The organism is Aeromonas sp. 102P (assembly GCF_051920345.1).
GTDB classification, from domain to species: Bacteria; Pseudomonadota; Gammaproteobacteria; order Enterobacterales; family Aeromonadaceae; genus Aeromonas; species Aeromonas veronii.
In genome coordinates, this window is the sequence record NZ_JBQBCZ010000001.1 from 3,103,786 (window position 1) to 3,121,718 (window position 17,933).

The 17,933-nt window shown below is 59.3% G+C and carries 14 protein-coding genes, 1 tRNA gene and 1 pseudogene; 7 read left to right on the forward strand and 9 right to left on the reverse strand.

Going from position 1 to position 17,933, the window contains the following annotated elements:
• Positions 1 to 66 precede the first annotated feature (66 nt).
• Positions 67 to 324 carry a YkvA family protein gene (locus ACTG1K_RS14475; protein WP_005360976.1) on the reverse strand — a complete coding sequence of 86 codons (258 nt, stop codon included), beginning with the start codon at positions 322 to 324 and terminating at the stop codon, positions 67 to 69.
• Positions 321 to 2,333, reverse strand: a complete 2,013-nt coding sequence (uvrB, locus tag ACTG1K_RS14480) for an excinuclease ABC subunit UvrB (RefSeq protein ID WP_440005844.1) — start codon at positions 2,331 to 2,333, stop codon at positions 321 to 323. The genes ACTG1K_RS14475 and uvrB overlap by 4 nt, the downstream gene beginning before the upstream one ends.
• Before the next feature lie 133 nt (positions 2,334 to 2,466).
• Here uvrB and ACTG1K_RS14485 point away from each other — a divergent pair.
• Positions 2,467 to 2,542 (forward strand) — tRNA-Asn (locus ACTG1K_RS14485).
• Between the two features lie 471 nt (positions 2,543 to 3,013).
• On the opposite strand, the gene ACTG1K_RS14490 is transcribed toward ACTG1K_RS14485, so the two are convergent.
• On the reverse strand, positions 3,014 to 3,178 hold the full coding sequence (locus ACTG1K_RS14490; RefSeq protein WP_155397229.1) for a hypothetical protein: 165 nt from the start codon (positions 3,176 to 3,178) through the stop codon (positions 3,014 to 3,016).
• 137 nt (positions 3,179 to 3,315) lie between these two features.
• Between ACTG1K_RS14490 and ACTG1K_RS14495 the strand changes: the two genes are divergently transcribed.
• A complete protein-coding gene (locus ACTG1K_RS14495) occupies positions 3,316 to 5,001 on the forward strand; it encodes an aspartate:alanine antiporter (RefSeq protein ID WP_005336899.1) in 1,686 nt (561 codons plus the stop codon).
• 344 nt (positions 5,002 to 5,345) lie between these two features.
• Here the strand turns inward: ACTG1K_RS14495 and fabB are convergent, their stop codons facing one another.
• Positions 5,346 to 6,557 carry a beta-ketoacyl-ACP synthase I gene (gene fabB / locus ACTG1K_RS14500; RefSeq protein ID WP_005336905.1) on the reverse strand — a complete coding sequence of 404 codons (1,212 nt, stop codon included), beginning with the start codon at positions 6,555 to 6,557 and terminating at the stop codon, positions 5,346 to 5,348.
• Positions 6,558 to 6,647: 90 nt separating this feature from the next.
• On the opposite strand from fabB, the gene mnmC reads away from it, so the two are divergent.
• Entirely contained in the window at positions 6,648 to 8,666 is a 2,019-nt protein-coding gene (mnmC, locus tag ACTG1K_RS14505; RefSeq protein WP_440005846.1) for a bifunctional tRNA (5-methylaminomethyl-2-thiouridine)(34)-methyltransferase MnmD/FAD-dependent 5-carboxymethylaminomethyl-2-thiouridine(34) oxidoreductase MnmC, read from the forward strand.
• Between the two features lie 95 nt (positions 8,667 to 8,761).
• Here mnmC and ACTG1K_RS14510 read toward each other — a convergent pair whose 3' ends face one another.
• Positions 8,762 to 9,358, reverse strand: coding sequence for a DUF922 domain-containing protein (locus ACTG1K_RS14510; RefSeq protein WP_058056880.1), 597 nt, complete (start codon positions 9,356 to 9,358; stop codon positions 8,762 to 8,764).
• Between the two features lie 183 nt (positions 9,359 to 9,541).
• On the reverse strand, positions 9,542 to 10,006 hold the full coding sequence (locus ACTG1K_RS14515; RefSeq protein WP_440005847.1) for a hypothetical protein: 465 nt from the start codon (positions 10,004 to 10,006) through the stop codon (positions 9,542 to 9,544).
• A gap of 195 nt (positions 10,007 to 10,201) precedes the next feature.
• Here ACTG1K_RS14515 and dcuC point away from each other — a divergent pair, with 195 nt between their 5' ends.
• The 4 genes and pseudogenes from dcuC to ACTG1K_RS14535 form a co-directional block, all read left to right on the forward strand.
• A complete protein-coding gene (gene dcuC / locus ACTG1K_RS14520; RefSeq protein ID WP_440005849.1) occupies positions 10,202 to 11,554 on the forward strand; it encodes an anaerobic C4-dicarboxylate transporter DcuC in 1,353 nt (450 codons plus the stop codon).
• A gap of 91 nt (positions 11,555 to 11,645) precedes the next feature.
• Positions 11,646 to 13,292, forward strand: a complete 1,647-nt coding sequence (locus ACTG1K_RS14525) for a bifunctional metallophosphatase/5'-nucleotidase (protein WP_421339297.1) — start codon at positions 11,646 to 11,648, stop codon at positions 13,290 to 13,292.
• A gap of 187 nt (positions 13,293 to 13,479) precedes the next feature.
• A complete protein-coding gene (locus ACTG1K_RS14530) occupies positions 13,480 to 15,123 on the forward strand; it encodes a hypothetical protein (RefSeq protein ID WP_421339298.1) in 1,644 nt (547 codons plus the stop codon).
• Positions 15,124 to 15,234: 111 nt separating this feature from the next.
• Positions 15,235 to 16,017, forward strand: a pseudogene (locus tag ACTG1K_RS14535) (IS3 family transposase); the annotation flags it as partial.
• On the opposite strand, the gene ACTG1K_RS14540 reads toward ACTG1K_RS14535, so the two are convergent.
• The 3 genes from ACTG1K_RS14540 to sixA all read right to left on the reverse strand — a co-directional run bounded on the left by ACTG1K_RS14540 (position 16,010) and on the right by sixA (position 17,887).
• Complete coding sequence (locus ACTG1K_RS14540; RefSeq protein ID WP_440005852.1) at positions 16,010 to 16,915, reverse strand: DMT family transporter; 906 nt, start codon at positions 16,913 to 16,915, stop codon at positions 16,010 to 16,012. The pseudogene ACTG1K_RS14535 and the gene ACTG1K_RS14540 overlap by 8 nt on opposite strands.
• A 164-nt stretch (positions 16,916 to 17,079) precedes the next feature.
• Positions 17,080 to 17,286 (reverse strand): DUF1107 domain-containing protein, encoded by a 207-nt coding sequence (locus tag ACTG1K_RS14545; protein WP_005336998.1) that lies wholly within the window; start codon positions 17,284 to 17,286, stop codon positions 17,080 to 17,082.
• Between the two features lie 133 nt (positions 17,287 to 17,419).
• Positions 17,420 to 17,887, reverse strand: coding sequence for a phosphohistidine phosphatase SixA (gene sixA, locus ACTG1K_RS14550; RefSeq protein WP_005351311.1), 468 nt, complete (start codon positions 17,885 to 17,887; stop codon positions 17,420 to 17,422).
• Positions 17,888 to 17,933 lie beyond the last annotated feature (46 nt).

Consider the following 17,933-nt stretch of genomic DNA (forward strand, 5'->3'; position numbering starts at 1 on the left):
TTTTTCCGATTCCTTCGAGGGTGGGAGCGCACAGAGTGATGTCGAGCGTGGTGTTGAAAAGGTGAACTAGGAGGCCTGTTCCAGATCGCTGCGCACTGCGGGGGGAAGACAACGCTCCCAGCCCCATAGCAACACCAGCAGCAGGGTCACATCATCGAACCAACCCAGCAAGGGCACCACGTCAGGGATAAGATCCACCGGACTGATGCCATAGAGCAGGATAAGGATCACCAGTCCCCTCGCCCACCAGGGGGTACCGGGGTGGCGAAAGCCCTGATAGAGACGACGAAGTCGTTGCCAAATCAGCCAGCGTTTACGGCTCATGATTCGATCAACTCGCTGCGCAGCCGCTGGATCTGATCCCGCAGTGCCGCCGCCTGTTCGAACTCCAGATCCCGGGCATGCTGGAACATCTGCTCCTCCATCCGCTTGATCTCTTTGGCAATCTCGCTGGCTGAGCGGACATGGTATTCCCCTTGCGGCTCGGCCGCCTTGCGCATCCCCTTGCCAGGTTTGCCTGCCGTGCGGCTGCCTCCCATGTCCATCACATCGCCAATGGACTTGTTGAGCCCTTTGGGGGTGATGCCATGCTTGAGGTTATGGGCATGCTGCAAGGCGCGGCGCCGCTCGGTCTCCTCAATGGCGACCTTCATCGAGTTGGTGATGGTATCGCCGTAGAGAATGACCTTGCCGTTGAGGTTACGCGCCGCCCGGCCGATGGTCTGGATCAGCGAGCGAGTGGAGCGCAGGAAGCCCTCTTTATCTGCATCGAGAATTGCCACTAGCGACACCTCCGGCATGTCGAGACCTTCCCGCAGCAGGTTGATGCCCACCAGCACATCGAACTTGCCAAGGCGCAGATCGCGGATGATCTCCACCCGTTCGACCGTATCAATATCGGAGTGGAGGTAGCGCACCTTGACGTCATGCTCCGCCAGATACTCGGTCAAGTCTTCCGCCATCCGCTTGGTCAGGGTAGTAACTAGCACCCGCTCCTCGACGGCGACCCGCTTGCGGATCTCGGAAAGCAGATCGTCCACCTGAGTGGTCACAGGACGCACCTCGATCTCCGGATCGAGCAGGCCGGTTGGGCGCACCACCTGCTGCACCACATCGCCGCCGGACTTCTCCAGCTCGTAGGGGCCGGGAGTCGCCGAAACAAACACCGTCTGCGGCATCAGCGCTTCAAATTCATCGAACTTGAGCGGCCGATTGTCCAGCGCCGAGGGGAGCCGGAAGCCGTACTCCACCAGGGTCTCCTTGCGGGAGCGGTCCCCTTTGAACATGGCGCCAATCTGCGGCACCGTGACGTGGGACTCATCGATGATGAGCAGACCGTCCCCCGGCAGGTAGTCAAACAGGGTGGGCGGCGGCTCCCCCGGCGCACGGCCGGAGAGGTAGCGGCTGTAGTTCTCGATGCCGGAGCAGTAACCCAGCTCCTGCATCATCTCCATGTCGAACTGGGTACGCTGGCTGATGCGCTGCTCTTCAACCAGCTTGTTGAGGGACAACAGCTGCTCGCGACGATTCCGCAGTTCTTCCTTGATGTGCTCGATGGCGCCGAGGATGGTCTCGCGCGGGGTGGCATAGTGGGTCTTGGGATAGATGGTGTAGCGCACCACCGTCTGCTCAATGGCGCCGGTCAGCGGGTCAAACAGGGAGAGCCGCTCCACCTCTTCATCAAACAGCTCTACCCGCAGGGCAAGCTTGTCCGATTCGGCGGGGTAGATGTCGATCACCTCGCCGCGTACCCGGAAGGTGCCACGCTGGAAAGCCATGTCGTTGCGGGTGTACTGCAGCTCGGCGAGCCGGCGCAGGATATCCCGCTGGTTGATCACATCCCCCACTTTCAGGTGCAACATCATGCTCAGATAAGCTTGGGGATCCCCCAAACCATAGATAGCCGACACCGAGGCGACGATCACCACGTCGCGCCGCTCCAGCAACGCCTTGGTGGCCGACAATCGCATCTGCTCGATGTGATCGTTGATCGAGGCATCCTTCTCTATAAAGGTGTCGGTGGTCGGCACATAGGCTTCGGGCTGGTAATAGTCGTAGTAGGAGACGAAATACTCCACCGCGTTGTCGGGGAAGAACTCCTTCATCTCGCCATAGAGCTGGGCGGCCAGGGTCTTGTTGGGAGCCAAGATCATGGTCGGGCGGTTCAGGGTGGCGATGACGTTGGCCATGGTGAAGGTCTTGCCCGAACCGGTCACCCCGAGCAGGGTCTGATGGGCCAGCCCCGACTCGATACCATCCAGCAGTTGGGCAATCGCCGTGGGCTGATCCCCGGCGGGTTGAAACTGGCTGGCTAACTTGAACAATTTGCTCATGAACACTCCCGACACAAAACAGCAGACGAGCAGTGTAACCGAGGGTTTGGCAGCGGTACACCCGTGCCATCATACCGCGAATGGCTTGACCACCCAGGACACCTTCTGTATGATGCTCCTCCTTGCCTGATGTTCCCCCGTAGTTCAGTCGGTAGAACGGCGGACTGTTAATCCGTATGTCACTGGTTCAAGTCCAGTCGGGGGAGCCAATTCCTCACCATCTCGGTGCAAGTTATCCACTTTAGTGCCCACTCCTGCCAATTTTAATGCACAAGATCCTTCTTGCTGCTGACGATCCCTTTTGTTACCCGTCTCGGCTCGACAGAGTTTTCTCCTGTCGCATCTAACTATTTGATTTTTATACAAACATTTTTCTTCCGGTATTTTTTGAACAGCCCTTGCATCCCAGTGCTGGCGCGGCTTTCAGGGCGATGAACAAGTTTCATAAACAGGGTTATCCACAGATTCTGTGGGTAAGTGCAGCAAGCCCTGTCAGGACGCGGGATTGCCCTTGATGGCCCCCGGCGAAGAGTCATTTTGCTGGCCAACCTGATTTTATGCTGTTTTTTTGCTCCCTCCGGAACCACCTAGTGACAGGCTCTATTGGCACTTTTCAGAAGCATCTTTTTGCCAACCCATGCCCCGTGGGCGAACGGGTAAATATCAAGCTGATTTGCCCCTCAGCCAACCATGGTGGCCATCGGTTGAATCTGCTGAAACTGATCCCCGCCAAGCGGCCGGACAGCAGAATCTAAAATATCGGCCTGCGCCAGAGCACTTCGGTCGCGGGCAGCAGATTTCACTAATTGACAACGACGGTTACAGCAAAAATTGCCAGATTTCATCCGCTTGTCTCCCTATCACGCCGCCGGCTCCACAAATAGCGTCCGATAACGTCCGATTAATCGCACCCTTGCGCTTCTTTATTGGGGATAGATCCGGCACAATATCGACCCCACTTTTTTCCTCGGTTTTTCCGGGCATGACCATAGATTTCGTGACACTGCTACATCAAAGCGACTCCCTGCTGCTGTTCGTGGTATTGGCCTTCGGCCTGCTGCTTGGCAAGGTGCGAATTGGCAACTTTCAGATTGGCAACACCATAGGTGTGCTGTTTACCGCCCTGCTGTTCGGCCAGATGGGCTTCGAATTTGCGGCCACCACTGAAAACGTCGGCTTTATGCTGTTCATCTTCTGTGTGGGGATCGAGGCAGGCCCTCACTTCTTCAGCGTATTCCTGCGCGACGGCATCCACTACATCACCCTGACTCTTGTGATCTTGCTGACCGCCCTGCTGCTGACGGTGGGGCTGGCCAAGTTCTTCAATCTGGGGCCGGGGATGGCGGCGGGGATCCTGGCGGGCTCCCTCACCTCGACCCCGGCACTGGTGGGTGCCCAGGATGCCTTGCGCAGTGGTCTGCTTAACCTGCCCCATCAAACCGATATGCAGGCGGTGCTCGACAACATGGGCATCGGCTACGCCCTGACCTATCTGGTGGGTCTGGTGGGCCTGATGCTGGTGGTGCGCTATCTCCCATCGCTGGCACGCCTCGACCTCAATACCGAAGCGCAAAAAATCGCCCGTGAGCGGGGTCTCTCCGACAGCGAGAGTCGCAAGACCTATCTGCCCATCATCCGCGCCTATCGGGTTGGCCCCGAACTGGCAGCCTGGATCGGTGGCCGTACCCTGCGGGAGACCGGCATCTACCCCCATACCGGTTGCTATGTAGAGCGGATCCGCCGCAACGGCATTCTGGCCAGTCCCGATGGCGATGCAGTCATTCAGGAAGGGGATGAGATCGCCCTGGTGGGCTATCCCGAGAGCCACGAGAAGCTGGACGTAAACTACCGCAACGGGAAAGAGGTGTTCGACCGCAACCTGCTCGACCTGCAGATCGTCACCGAAGAGATAGTGGTAAAGAATGACTCCGTGGTAGGCCGCCATCTGGTGGAGCTCAACCTCACCGAGAAAGGGTGCTTTCTCAACCGGGTGGTACGCTCCCAAATCGAGATGCCGTTCGATCGCAACATCATGTTGCAAAAGGGCGACGTGCTGCAGATCAGTGGCGAGAAACAGCGGGTCAAACTGCTGGCCAACAAGATCGGCTTTATCAGCATCCACAGCCAGACCACAGATCTGGTGGCTTTCACCACCTTCTTCGTACTCGGTCTGCTGATCGGCTCCGTTTCGCTGGTGTTCGGTCAGATCGAGTTTGGTCTCGGCAACGCCGTCGGCCTGCTGCTGGCAGGCATTCTGATGGGTTACCTGCGGGCCAACCACCCGACGGTAGGCTATGTGCCGCCCGGTGCGCTCAGATTGGCCAAGGATCTCGGTCTGGCGGTCTTTATGGTGAGCACGGGCCTGAAAGCCGGTGGCGGCATCCTCGACCACCTCAGCGAGGTGGGTACGGTAGTGCTCTTCTCCGGCATGCTGGTGACCACCTTGCCGGTGCTGGTAGGCTATCTGTTCGGGGTCTGGGTGCTCAAGATGAACCCGGCGCTGCTGCTCGGTGCCATCACAGGTGCCCGTACCTGTGCCCCGGCGATGGATGTGGTCAACGAGGCAGCCAACAGCTCCATTCCGGCGCTCGGCTATGCCGGTACCTATGCGGTGGCCAACGTGATGCTGACCCTTGCGGGCTCCTTTATCATCGGCTTCTGGTTCTAGCCAGCAGCCATCACATTACCGCTAACAAAGAAGGGAGCATCAGGCTCCCTTCTTGCTATCTGCCCCGCTAGAGAGATGTAGATCAGGCTCATTGGTGTGGCGTCACCTCCCCCCCCCACCATCTGCGCTGAACTCTGCCACTAACCCACTCTTCCTATTCCACAATGGCCGATGCTCTGCTCTGCTCTGCTCTGCTCTGCTCTGCTCTGCTCTGCTCTGCTCTGCTCTGCTCTGCTCTGCTCTGCTCTGCTCTGCTCTGCTCTGCTCTGCTCTGCAATGAGTGATGGCAGATCCCGAAGACAAAAAAAGCGCCCTGAGGCGCTTTTTTCATATCAACCGGATGATCAAGCTTTGAACTTGCTGAACACTAGGGAGGCGTTGGTACCGCCAAAGCCGAAGCTGTTGGACATGACAGTGTTGAGTTCGGCCGCTTCGTACTCACGCACGATGGGCAGACCTTCGGCCTTCTCGTCCAGAGTCTCGATGTTGATGCTGGGGGCGATAAAGCCGTGCTCCATCATCAGCAGGGAGTAGACAGCCTCGTGCACGCCCGCAGCGCCCAGCGCATGGCCGGTCATCGCCTTGGTGGCAGAGATCTTGGGACCGTTGGCGCCAAACAGCGTCTGGATAGCTTCCAGCTCTTTGGTATCACCCACCGGAGTGGAGGTGCCGTGGGTGTTGATGTAATCAACCTTGCCCACACCCTGCATCGCCATCTTCATGCAACGCACCGCGCCTTCACCGCTCGGGGCGACCATGTCGTAGCCATCGGAGGTAGCACCGTAACCGGTCAGCTCGGCATAGATGTGAGCGCCACGCGCCAGCGCATGTTCCAGCTCTTCGATCACCAGAATGCCGCCGCCACCGGAGATAACGAAACCATCGCGGTTCGCATCATAAGTACGGGACGCTTTTTCCGGCGTGTCGTTGTACTTGGTGGAGAGGGCACCCATGGCGTCAAACTGGATGGTAGAGGACCAGTCCAGCTCTTCACCGCCGCCAGCGAAGACCACATCCTGTTTGCCAAGCTGGATCAGTTCAAGCGCGTGACCGATGCAGTGAGCAGAGGTGGCGCAGGCGGAGCTGATGGAGTAGTTGACACCCTTGATCTGGAACGGGGTCGCGAGGCAAGCGGAAGTGGTGGAGGACATGGTGCGCGGCACCATGTAAGGGCCCACACGCTTGACCCCTTTCTCACGGGCGATGTCCACAGATTCCGAGGTGTTCTTGCCGGAGGCACCACCTGAACCGACCACAAGGCCGGTACGCTCGTTGGAGACCTGATCTTCCGCCAGACCGGCATCTTCAATGGCCTGCTGCATGGAGAGGTAGGCGTAGGCCGCAGCGTCGCCCATGAAACGCATGACTTTACGGTCGATCAGTTCAGACGGATCGAGTTTGATGTTACCCCAGACACGGCTGCGCAGGTTGTGCTGCTCGAACTGCTCGGAATAGGTGATGCCGGATTTACCTGCTTTCAGGGAGGCCAGCACTTCTTCCTTGTTGTTGCCGATACTGGAGATGACGCCGATACCGGTGATCACTGCTCTTCTCATTAATTCATCTCGTCTGGAAAAACTGGCGCCAAGTCTACCCGCTTTCGGCTGCCAAACTGGTCTGCTTTCACGTAGAATGCCCGCGATTTTGTGACGCGAGCCGAGGAAAACGTGAGTCAAACATCCTTACATCATGCCCGATTGGACTGGAATGAAGCGGGAACTCCTGTCTCCAGTGACTTCGGGGATGTGTACTTTTCCAATGATAACGGTCTAAGTGAAACCCGCTACGTCTTTTTGCAGCAAAACCGGCTACCTGCGCGATTTTCGCACCACGATAGTGACAGTTTCGTGATAGGTGAAACAGGTTTCGGCACAGGCCTTAACTTTCTGGCGACAATGCAAGCCTTCCTGGAACAGGCGCCTCAATCCGGCAACGGCTCCCGTCTGCACTTCATCAGTTTCGAGAAATTCCCCCTGACCCGGGACGATCTGCGCAAGGCGTTGGCCGCCTGGCCTGAAATTGGCCACTTGAGTCAGGATCTTGTCGCCCAGTGGCCGCTGCCGGTCTCTGGTTGCCACCGCCTGCATTTTGCGGGTGGCCGCATTCGCCTCGATCTCTGGTTTGGCGACATCAAGGATATGCTGCCGCAAGTGCCTCACTGGGCAGAGGGGCTGGTGGATGCCTGGTATCTGGATGGTTTCTCCCCGGCCAAGAACCCGGAGATGTGGACACAGGAGCTGTTTGATGGTCTCGCTCGCCTCGCCCGTCCCGATTGCTCCATTGCCACCTTTACCTGTGCCGGTTTTGTCCGTCGCGGCCTGATTGCCGCCGGTTTTGCCATGAAGAAGGTGAAGGGCCACGGTAGCAAGCGGGAGATGCTGGTGGGGGATCGCACCGACAAGCAGCCGCAGCAGACCATCGCCCCCTGGTATGCCCGTCCTGCCGGACGCACTGGCGAGGTGGTGATCATCGGCGGCGGCATCGCCTCGGCCATGACGGCGCTCTCTCTGGTGGAGCGGGGTCGCAAGGTGACGTTGCTGTGTGCAGATGGCGAACCGGCCACCGGCGCCTCCGGCAACCGCCAGGGCGCGCTCTATCCCCTGCTCAACGGCGAGCACGATGCCCTGTCACGCTTCTATTCGCTCGCCTTTGGCTATGCCCGCCAACGGCTGCTGGCGTTGGCCGAACGCCATCCTATCGCTTTCGAATTATGCGGAGTGACCCAGCTCGGTTATGACGACAAATCGGCAGCCAAGTTGGCGAAAATGAACCAGGGCCCCTTCCCGTCCGAACTGATGCATCCCCTCTCTACAGCAGAGGTAGAGCAAGTGGTTGGCCTGCCCTGCGGCCACAGCGGCGTCAGTTACCCACTGGGGGGCTGGCTCTGTCCGGCCGATCTCACCCGAGCAGCCCTGAAAGAGGCGCAAGCCAGCGGCCTGCTTGAGGTGGTGTTCAACACCGAGGTGGTTGCCATTGCCGAGCAGACAGATGCTTGGCACATAGAGAGCCAAGACGGCCGCCACTGGCAGGCCCCCAATCTGGTTGTCGCTGCCGGTCACCAGTTGCCAGCACTGCTCCCCTTTGCCGAACTGCCGCTCTATCCGGTGCGCGGTCAGGTGAGCCATGTGCCGACCTCAGCCAGCCTGAGCCGGCTCAATACCGTGCTCTGCTACGATGGCTACCTCACGCCAATGTACAACGATCACCACTGCATCGGTGCCAGCTATGGCCGCAACCAGAGCAGCCTTGAGTTTCGTGCCGAGGAACAAATCCAGAATCAGGTGCGGTTGCAAGCCTGCCTGCCGGAGCAAACCTGGCCCGCCGAAGTTGATGTGAGCGGCAACGAGGCGCGCGTGGGGGTGCGTTGTGCCAGCCGGGATCACCTTCCGGTGGTGGGGCCAGTGGCCAGATTGCAAGGTCTGGCGGATCACTATGCGCAGCTGCAGCATGATCAGCACAACGCCCAGCCACTCCCCCTTCACCCCGGCCTCTATGTGCTGGGGGCGCTCGGTTCGCGGGGCCTCTGCTCGGCGCCGCTCTGTGGTGAGCTGCTCGCCAGCGAGATCTGCGGCGATCCCCTGCCGCTGGCCGCCGATCTGCTGGAAGCGCTCCACCCTGCCCGTTACTGGGTACGCAAGCTGCTCAAGGGCAAAGCGCTGGTCTGAACCGGACTCTGCAAACAAATAGAATGGCCGCCCATCGGGCGGCCATTCTATTTATCAAATCGTGCGATGCTGGATATTGCGTCTTGAGATAGCGCTCACTTGGGCCAGTGCACCCCAAGCTGTTCGCCATAACCTGTCTGACGCTGGAATCCGTCGAGCCGTCCCTTGACCTTGTTCAGCTCGCCACTGCCTGCTGCCCACGCGGCATAGCGCAGCGCCTGACAATCTGCATGACCAGGTAATCCCGCAATGGCGCCACCCACCTGATTGGCCCCTTGCAGCACCATCTCCTTGAAGCGGGATTCGTAGTCAAACATGCTGGAGAGCAGCCGCCCCCAGCGCTGGCGGGCAGGATCGTTACTGTTCGCGCTCTGACGCCAGCGGGGCAGCAACACAGTGGCGTTGGTGGTCACCGTCACCCGGTTGAGCTGGCAACGACCCGGCAACTGCTCGGTATCCAGCTGCCAGTCCACCTGATAACTCGCCTTGCCGAGTACGGGCTTGCCATTCACCTTGGGAGCACTCTGGGCGATCGCCCGGGCAAGCTGCTCCGGACTGGTTGCATTGACCTCATAAAAACGGACATTGATGCGGGACTCTGGCACCACTTGCGGCCGGCTCGGCTGAGCCTGACTCATCAGGGGCAACAGCAACAACCCGACCCCCACTACTCCATAAACCTTGCTGACCATGCCAGACTACCTTCCTTGATTGCACGGGCGGAGTACCAACCTTGGTGAACCCCACCGCCACACAGATGACGGGTATAGCCTATGTGTGACGACGAGGCGGCGCAATACAATGATGCGCCCAGAAATCAGAGCACGCTCACAGGTTGCGTGAGCAGAGTATGGCACAAGGCCAAAACTGTATTTTTATTGAGCATGACGGCTGATGCGCTGCCAGTCGAGGTGATAGTTTTTCACATTGATGTCATGACCATCTATCTGAATAAAATGATCATTTTTAAGGCGGTTGGCAAAAAAGTCCTGATCTGCCCCCTCATTGAGCCACAGCTCGCAAAGTCCCCGTTTTCCCTCTTTGGCATAGAATCTCGGAGTAACCAGCAGCGCGACTCCATCTACCCGGATGGCATGACGGGCCAGGCAGTTTGCTTCCGTGGTTTTGGATGCCAGCGCGGCAAAACGGGGTCTGTTCCCCTCGGCCACCACCAGTACGCCGTAAGAGTGAGGAGCCATGAGACGCCGCATGGCGACCGCCTGATGAGGACCGGTTTGATGAAAACCGTCATTGGTTACCGCAAACACGCAAGTAGGTGAAAATAGCATCGAAAGCAGGAAAAGAGAGCGTTTAATGCCTGAAAAATCACCAATCGCCATATAAAAGCCTCAAAAGACAACCAAGGCTGGCAAGGGTAGGTAGCCAAACCCGCTGGGTAAAGTACCTTTACCTTTCTTTAATTCTGTTCATGGGGTTAAACGTTGATTTAGCTCACACAACATCCTGTTTCCAGTCGCCACTCTACCCCTATCGGAATAGACTCCCTCCACTCTCATCCAATCAGAAGGCAACATATGCTGGAACTCATCGTTGGCACCCTGGTCACCCTGGTGGTGGGCCGTGCCATTTTCAAAGGATACTCCGCGACCGGGGTGCTGCTGAGCGGCGGCTTGCTGCTGCTGGTCATCACCGCCATGATGGGCAAGCCGGTACTACCGAGCAAGGTGGTCAGCACCGGTTATATCGCAACCGATATCTTCGAATACGTCCGCTTCCTGCTCAATGACCGTGGCGGTGGACTGGGGATGCTGATCATGGTGCTGTGCGGCTTCGCCGGCTACATGAGCCATATCGGTGCCAACACCATTCTGGTCAAGCTGGCCAGCAAACCGCTCGGCATCATCAAGTCCCCCTATATCCTGCTGGTGGCTGCCTATCTGGTGGCCTGCGCCATGTCGCTGGCGGTGAGCTCCGCCACCGGCCTCGGCGTGCTGTTGATGGCAACCCTGTTCCCGCTAATGGTCAACATGGGGATCTCCCGTGGCGCGGCGGCGGCCGTGTGCGCCTCGCCAGCCGCCATCATTCTGGCACCGACCTCAGGGGACGTGGTGATGGCCGCCCAGGCCGCCAACATGCCGCTGCTGGATTTTGCCTTCAAGCTGACCCTGCCCATCTCGCTGGTGGCGATCGCCTGCATGGCGGTGACCCACTTCTTCTGGCAGCGTTATCTTGACCAGAAATCCGGTGAGCACAACGAACCGGTCGCCCCGGGTGACCTGGTGACTACCGCCCCCGCTTTCTACGCCATCCTCCCCTTTACCCCCATCATCGGGGTGCTGGTGTTTGACGGCAAATGGGGCCCACAGCTGGACATCGTCACCATCATCGTCATGTGCATGGTGCTGGCCAGCCTGCTGGAGCTGGTGCGGATCCGCAATGGCAAGGAGCTGCTGGACGGTCTGCAGGTCTGCTGGCGCAACATGGCTGACGCCTTTGCCGGTGTGGTCATGCTGCTGGTCGGTGCCGGTGTCTTTGCCCAGGGCCTGATGACCATCGGCTTTATCGACACCCTGCTGGCTCACGCGCAGGATCTGGGCTCGGGCGGCCTGATCATGATGCTGTCACTGGTGGTGATCACCACCCTGGCCGCCTTCACCACCGGCTCGGGTAATGCCCCCTTCTACGCCTTCGTGGAGCTGATCCCCAACCTGGCAAGCAGCCTTGGCATCAACCCGGCCTATCTGGTGATCCCCATGCTGCAAGCCTCCAACCTGGGTCGCACCATTTCGCCGGTCTCCGGGGTGGTGGTCGCCTGTGCCGGGATGGGCAAGCTCTCGCCGTTCGGGGTGGTCAAGCGCACCAGTATGCCGGTCGCCGTCGGCCTGCTGGTGGTGATCGTCGCCACCCAGATCATGGTACCCGCCTGATCGCTGACCAGCCCGGCACCCTGCCGGGCTGGTATCCTCCCCCTTCTTTGCAGTAGACTCGGTGCTCATTTTCCCCCTAAGGAGGACCGAGATGAGTATTACGGTTCAACTTGCCCATTTCAGTGATTGCCACTCCCACTTCGATGGCGCGCCCATGAGCTTCTCCCCTGTCGGTGAAGGCCAGTGGCGCACCCAGTGCGGCGGTTATGCCCGGATCCTGACCCGACTGACCCAACTGCGTGCCAAAGCCACAGCAGCCGGCCAGCGTTTTCTGTTTCTGCACGGTGGCGACTCCTTTCAGGGCTCTCTCTATTTCAACCGCTTCAAAGGGCGCGCCAACGCCGACCTGCTCGCCATGCTGGCCCCCGATGCCATGGTACTTGGCAACCACGAATTCGATCTGGGCAATGGCCCGCTGGTGGAGTTCTTGCGCCAGCTCGATTTTCCGGTGCTGGCCGCCAATCTGGACAACAGTCAGGAGCCAGCCGACACGCCGCTTGGGCTGTGGGATATTCCCCACCTCTACGACGCCCATCAGCCCTGGCATCGCCGGGTGATCGACGGGGTTCCCTTTGCGCTGCTCGGCATCACCCTCGCCCAGATGGCTGCCATCGCCAACCCGGATCCCCACACCCGTTTCCACGCGGTCGCCGACACCCTCACCCGGGTGCTGCGGGAGATCAAGCGCGAAGGGATCCAGCATATCGTGCTGCTGAGCCACCTCGGGCTGGATCAGGACAAGCTGCTGGCCGAGCGCTTCCCCGAGCTCAGTCTCATCATTGGCGGCCACACCCACAGCCTGCTCGGCGATCTCGCGCCGCTGGGCCTGCCAAGCGAAGGTACTTACCCCCTGATGAACAACGGGGTAGCCATTTTGCACGCTGGCCACAGCGCCCTCTGCCTCGGTGTCTGCGAGCTCACCTTCGATGAGGCGGGCCGCGTCGTGCAAAGTCAGGGTCAGCTGGAGTGGCTCCCCTGGCAACCCTGGCCGTACGCCTCCACGCCACCTGCCGGGCTCACCTTCTGCGAGCCGGATCCACAACTGGAACAACATCTGGCCAAACGCTATCGGCCTGAGATAGAGACAATGAGTCAGCGCATCGTCACCCGACTGGCGGCGCCGTTGCCCCATCAGCGGCTGCCGGATGCCACCCTGCCCCACGGCAGCCTGCTCGCCCCGCTGGTGGCCCGCGCCATGCTGACCGCCGCTCGTGAACAGGTAGGCGAGGTGGACTTTGCCCTGCACAATGCTGGCGGCGTGCGCTGCTCGCTGGAGCCGGGCCCCCTGAGCGAAGCGGATATCGCCGGTCGCCTGCTGCCGTTTGCCATTCCCCTCACCCTCTATCGGGTGCACGGTCACGAGTTGGCGGAAGCGCTGGAAAATGCCATCGACAACGCCACCAACAACGGCGTGGTCGGCAATGGCAACGGCAGCTTCCCCTACACCGCGGGGGTGCGATTCACCTATCAGGCCGATCGGCCCAAGGGCCAGCGCATCACCCGACTGGAGTGGGAAGCCGCCCCCGGCCAGTGGCAAGCGGTCAATGCCGAACAGGTCTATCGCGGGGTGTCGAGCGCCTATACCGCCTCCGGCAAGGAGGGTTACACCGCACTGGCGCGCACCCTGACCCAGCACAATCAGGAGCTCGGTATCACCCTGGCCGACGCTTTTATCCGCTGGGCTCGCCACCTGCCCACGCTGGAAGCGCAGCCGCCCCTGCTTGAGTACTTCAGTTGATATCGGGGGGATGCCTTTGCCACATCCCCCTGACGGCCAAAATTGCCGCAGCCAGCGCCCGGTTCCCTGCAAGAACCGGGCTTTTTCGAGAATATTTGCCCCACACGGGCCCGCCCCATTGCATCGCACTCACTAGCTCGGCAAGATAGGCCCGCTTTCAAGACCAGCTGCAGGAACAGGCGACTTCATGAATCACTCCATCCGTTTCACTCCCCCTCGCGTTAACCCGGGTATCAAGCCAGCCATCGTGCTGCTGACCGCCCTGCTGGCGCTGCTCTTCTGTCTGCGCAACCCGCTCTTCCACGCCATGGCGCCGGGCTTTGATGCCTCGCTGTTCGCGGTGATGGGCAAGATGTGGAGCGAAGGGGGCGTGCTCTATCGCGACATGATCGACATCAAGGGGCCGATGATCTTCGCTCTCGACGCGCTGGGTTATCGAATGGGTGGTTTTGTCGGGATCTGGACACTGGAGTGGGTGCTCTGCTGGCTCGGATTGCTGGCCAGCTGGCAGGCCTTTGCCCAGCTCGGACTCTCGTTCAAGGCGCGCCTTGGCGCCATGCTGGCGGTGCTGGCTCTCTACGGCACCCGTTACTACTACGGCAACATGACCGAGGACTGGACCTTCCACCTCGCCCTCATCGCCCAGTGGGCCTTCATTACCCTGCTGCTGGACAAGGGATTTCGCTGGTGGCCAGCACTGGTGGCGGCCCTCACCTTCGCCATCGTCGCCTGGATGCGCACCAACAACGGCGCCTTCTGGGGGGCCTGGTATCTGGTGCTGTTCTGCCACTGGTGTCTGCACGAGAAGTGGCGCGATGCCATCTTGCTGCTCATCTCCAGCCTGCTCGGTTTGGCGCTGATTGGCGGCCCGCTTTACGCCTACTTCCAGCAGCATGATCTACTGGCGGCCTTCAAATACTACGCCTTCGACATCTTCTTCGAAGGGAGCTATGGCAACGGCTTCTCCCCCATGGTGGGCGCCGTCGGCCTGCTGCGCACAGGCCTTGTGATGCTGCTGCCCGCCTTCATCATTCTGATGTTGAGCCGCCGTCAGGAGTGGTATCTGCCCGCTCTGCTGGCGACCCTGTTTGGGGTGCTGTTCACCCTGATCGCCAACTCGGTCTCCGGCCATGTGTTCGATCACTACGATGTGCTCTATCTGCAACTGGCGGTGCTGCCGCTGGCAGTATTACTGGATCGCAGCGAACAGCAGGCAGATGCCATCGGCCTGCTCTGCATCTCGCTGGTGGTGCTCACCGCCAGCTGGCTGCTGGCCCAGCAGCTCGCCTTTGGCTGGAGCACCAAGGAGTGGTCCCTCGAGCGGGTCAACGAGGTGCTCGGTACCAGCCTGCTGTGGGCGCTGCCTGTGCTGATCCTCATCCCCCTCTGGCGCGCCTGGGATGTGCGCAGTGCCACCCCCTGGCTGGCGACGCTGGCCATGCTGCTGCTGATGATCAACAACGCCTGGGAAGGCACTCTCAAGGGTCGCCCCTTCAATCCGGCGGCGCAGGTGCGGGTTGATCGCATCAAGGCCGAGACCAGCCCGAGCGACAAGATCTGGGTCGATGGCATCCAGCCGCAATATTATCTCTGGACCGATCGTCAGCCGGCTTCCGCCTACCTCTTCTTTGCCAACGTCAATCCGCCCTATGACGTACGCGAGCGGGTGCTGGCCGATATCCAGCGCCAGAATCCGAAGTTCATCATCGCCAAGCCGGATCGGGTGAGCGAAGAGCTGAAAAAACCGAGCTCGACTTCCCATCTCGCCTTTTATCAATACCTGACCAGCCACTACGAAGAGGTGGATCCGGGTCTCTATCGCCGACGCTGATCGTCAATACGCCCCGCAGGGCGGCCATTGTTGCAATGGCCGCCATTTTTATTGGCTCTGTCCCAATTACGTGTTGAAAGGCTAATGAGGTGTCCTGACAAGTAAGGTATCTACGATTATCTGGCTCGCAAGCGGACGATTAACCGTGAGCGCATGCAGCAGCGCTCTGAGTTGCGCCGTTTGTTCAAAGAGAGCTGGGATTCGGCTGGCTGCCGCGCCTTGATGTCGATGATGCGAGAGTTGGGGTATCAGATTGGCCGATTCAAAGTACGTAACCTGATGAAGGAAGCCGGGCTGGCATCCAGGCAGCCGGGTGCACACCGTTATAAGGTGGCACAGTCTGAACGGCCGGATATTCCCAATCTACTGGCCCGCGAATTTGATGTCCAGCAACCCAATCAGGTGTGGTGTGGCGATATCACCTACGTCTGGGCAGGTGGCCGTTGGCATTACCTGGCAGCGGTTCTTGACCTGCACACCCGGCGGGTCGTGGGCTGGGCGATGTCTGATAAGCCTGATGCAGAATTGGCAATCAAAGCACTGGAGATGGCCTATCAGCAGCGGGGTTGCCCATCCGGTGTGCTATTTCACTCTGACCAAGGCTGCCAATATGGTAGCCGGGCATTTCGGCAACGACTGTGGCGCTATCGCATGACCCAGAGTATGAGTCGGCGTGGCAACTGCTGGGATAACGCCCCGATGGAGCGGTTGTTCAGAAGCCTGAAGTCAGAGTGGTTGCCGGCTCTGGGATATATGAGCTTGCGAGAAGCGAAACGAGATATCAGTTATTACCTGATGGATCACTACAACTGGCGACGTCCACATCAATACAATGACGGGATACCGCCAGCAAAAGCCGAGGATCGGCCTAACCAAGTGTCCGGATTTAGTTGACCACTATAACCCGGCGGCGACCCATCACCACCGGACGCACCAGCAGCTGTGCCAGCAAGACACCCAGCAGGGTCAGACCGCCCCCGATCAGGTGATAGCTGGTCAACCGCTCACCCAGCAGGGTGATGGCAAGGCCAGCCGTCATCACCGGCAGCAGGTTCATAAAGATGGCGGTACGGCTGGCACCGAGCAGGGCGATACCCTGCATCCAGAGCCAGGGTGAGAGCGCCGAAGTGGGGATACCGGCATAGAGGATCAGCCACAGGGCCCGACCATCCGGCCACTGGTCATCCACCAGCAAAAAGAAGGGGGTCAGGATCACCACACTGCAGATCACCTGACCGTAGAGCAACGACCAGTTGTCGAGCCCCAGATCCCACTTCTTGAGCAGCACGCTGTAAAGGGCATAAGTACCCGCCGAAATCAGCATATAGACAGAGCCGATATGAATGCCTTGGGTAAACAGCCGGGTCGGATCCCCCTGCCCCAGCAAGATAGACAAGCCAAGGATGGAAAGCAGCGCCCCCAGCACGGCGCCCCAGGTGGGCCGCTCGCGCAGCAGCCAGATGCTGAACAACACGGTCAGTAGCGGCGTCAGTCCCATCATCAACCCCATCTCGGTGGCTCCCAGGGTTTGCGCCGCGTAGTAACCAAAAGTCTGGTTGAGCACCATGCCCAGCGAAGCCAGCATGGCGATCTGCCAAAGGCCAGCGCGCAGACGGGCACGCGCACGCCATACCCGACGGGCCAGAAACGGACTTAATACCAGCGCAGCCACCACCCAGCGCGACCAGGCCAAGGCTGCAGGAGACAAAACGCCAACCGCCAGTTTGCTGACGATGCCATTGCCAGCCCAAATGGCAATGCAGGAAAAGGGAAACAGAAAGGCAAGGGGCATGAGAGGATCCAGACCAAAGAGACAACAGCGGACCAGTATAGGGGGCGATGGGAGATAAACAAAGGTGTGGGCCTGAACAGCCACGCGGTGAACGCCAGTCGCCAGAAACAAATATGCCCGCAAAAGTGCGGGCATATCAGTGCAGAAACAGGTTCAGAAGCGCATCACGCGGCATCCATGTGCAGTCTGGAGATCAGCTCGTTGACTTCGGTGACTGTCTGGCGGTGGGGAATATCCGCCGGATTCGGCATCAGCAACAAACCGGATTGGAAATCAAACCGCCCCCGACCATGGATGTAAATCCGACCTTTAAAGAAGGTTTTGACATGCTTTGCCACCATCAGTGGCAGGTACTTCTTGAACACTCTCATCGTTTGCAACCTCTTGCAGTTGTATCCGTATGACAGCAGCTTCTGCGAATTAATTCCGTAAATTATTTATAAAAATCCGGAAAACTCGCCCATCTCTTCCCAAAAAATTCAATCTATAACTTTTTATTAACTTTTAGCCTATTGTATGCGGCCCTTCGAGCCAGAGCAAGGCTCCTTTGCCATCGTGCCACTCGATACAGGCGATCCCCGAGGTGGCGAACATGGGTGCTCCTGCGGCCGGGCAGAGGCTTTGCACCAGATAACCCACCAGCGGCAGATGGCTGACCATCAGGATCTGGTCATGTTGCTGCGCCAAAGTGGTGAGGTAGCTGGCCACGAAAGCGGGATCACCGTAAGGGGTAATGTCGCCACTCTCTTCAACGGCTGCTGCGTCAGGTAATTCACTGCATATGGCTTGCCAGGTCTGACGTGCCCGCAGATAGTTGCTGTGGATCACCCGATCCAGCGGGCCAATCAGCTGAGGCGCCAGCCAGCGGGCCATCTGGATAGACTCTTCAATACCCTGCTCGGTCAATGGACGCTGTTCATCTGTTTTCGCATTCATGCCTGCCTGGCCATGACGCATGATATAGATCTTCATTACAACCTCGCCCAACGGGCCTGTTTTGATAGCCGGGGGATCTTAC

Bases quoted from the DNA above. Each gene is read 5' to 3' on its own strand.
- ACTG1K_RS14540 (WP_440005852.1), bottom strand. From the start codon at position 16,915: ATGCCCCTTGCCTTTCTGTTTCCCTTTTCCTGCATTGCCATTTGGGCT.
- uvrB (WP_440005844.1), bottom strand. From the start codon at position 2,333: ATGAGCAAATTGTTCAAGTTAGCCAGCCAGTTTCAACCCGCCGGGGAT.
- ACTG1K_RS14510 (WP_058056880.1), bottom strand. From the start codon at position 9,358: ATGGTCAGCAAGGTTTATGGAGTAGTGGGGGTCGGGTTGTTGCTGTTG.
- ACTG1K_RS14545 (WP_005336998.1), bottom strand. From the start codon at position 17,286: ATGAGAGTGTTCAAGAAGTACCTGCCACTGATGGTGGCAAAGCATGTC.
- ACTG1K_RS14525 (WP_421339297.1), top strand. From the start codon at position 11,646: ATGAGTATTACGGTTCAACTTGCCCATTTCAGTGATTGCCACTCCCAC.
- ACTG1K_RS14490 (WP_155397229.1), bottom strand. From the start codon at position 3,178: ATGAAATCTGGCAATTTTTGCTGTAACCGTCGTTGTCAATTAGTGAAA.
- dcuC (WP_440005849.1), top strand. From the start codon at position 10,202: ATGCTGGAACTCATCGTTGGCACCCTGGTCACCCTGGTGGTGGGCCGT.
- sixA (WP_005351311.1), bottom strand. From the start codon at position 17,887: ATGAAGATCTATATCATGCGTCATGGCCAGGCAGGCATGAATGCGAAA.
- ACTG1K_RS14495 (WP_005336899.1), top strand. From the start codon at position 3,316: ATGACCATAGATTTCGTGACACTGCTACATCAAAGCGACTCCCTGCTG.
- ACTG1K_RS14475 (WP_005360976.1), bottom strand. From the start codon at position 324: ATGAGCCGTAAACGCTGGCTGATTTGGCAACGACTTCGTCGTCTCTAT.
- ACTG1K_RS14530 (WP_421339298.1), top strand. From the start codon at position 13,480: ATGAATCACTCCATCCGTTTCACTCCCCCTCGCGTTAACCCGGGTATC.
- fabB (WP_005336905.1), bottom strand. From the start codon at position 6,557: ATGAGAAGAGCAGTGATCACCGGTATCGGCGTCATCTCCAGTATCGGC.
- ACTG1K_RS14515 (WP_440005847.1), bottom strand. From the start codon at position 10,006: ATGGCGATTGGTGATTTTTCAGGCATTAAACGCTCTCTTTTCCTGCTT.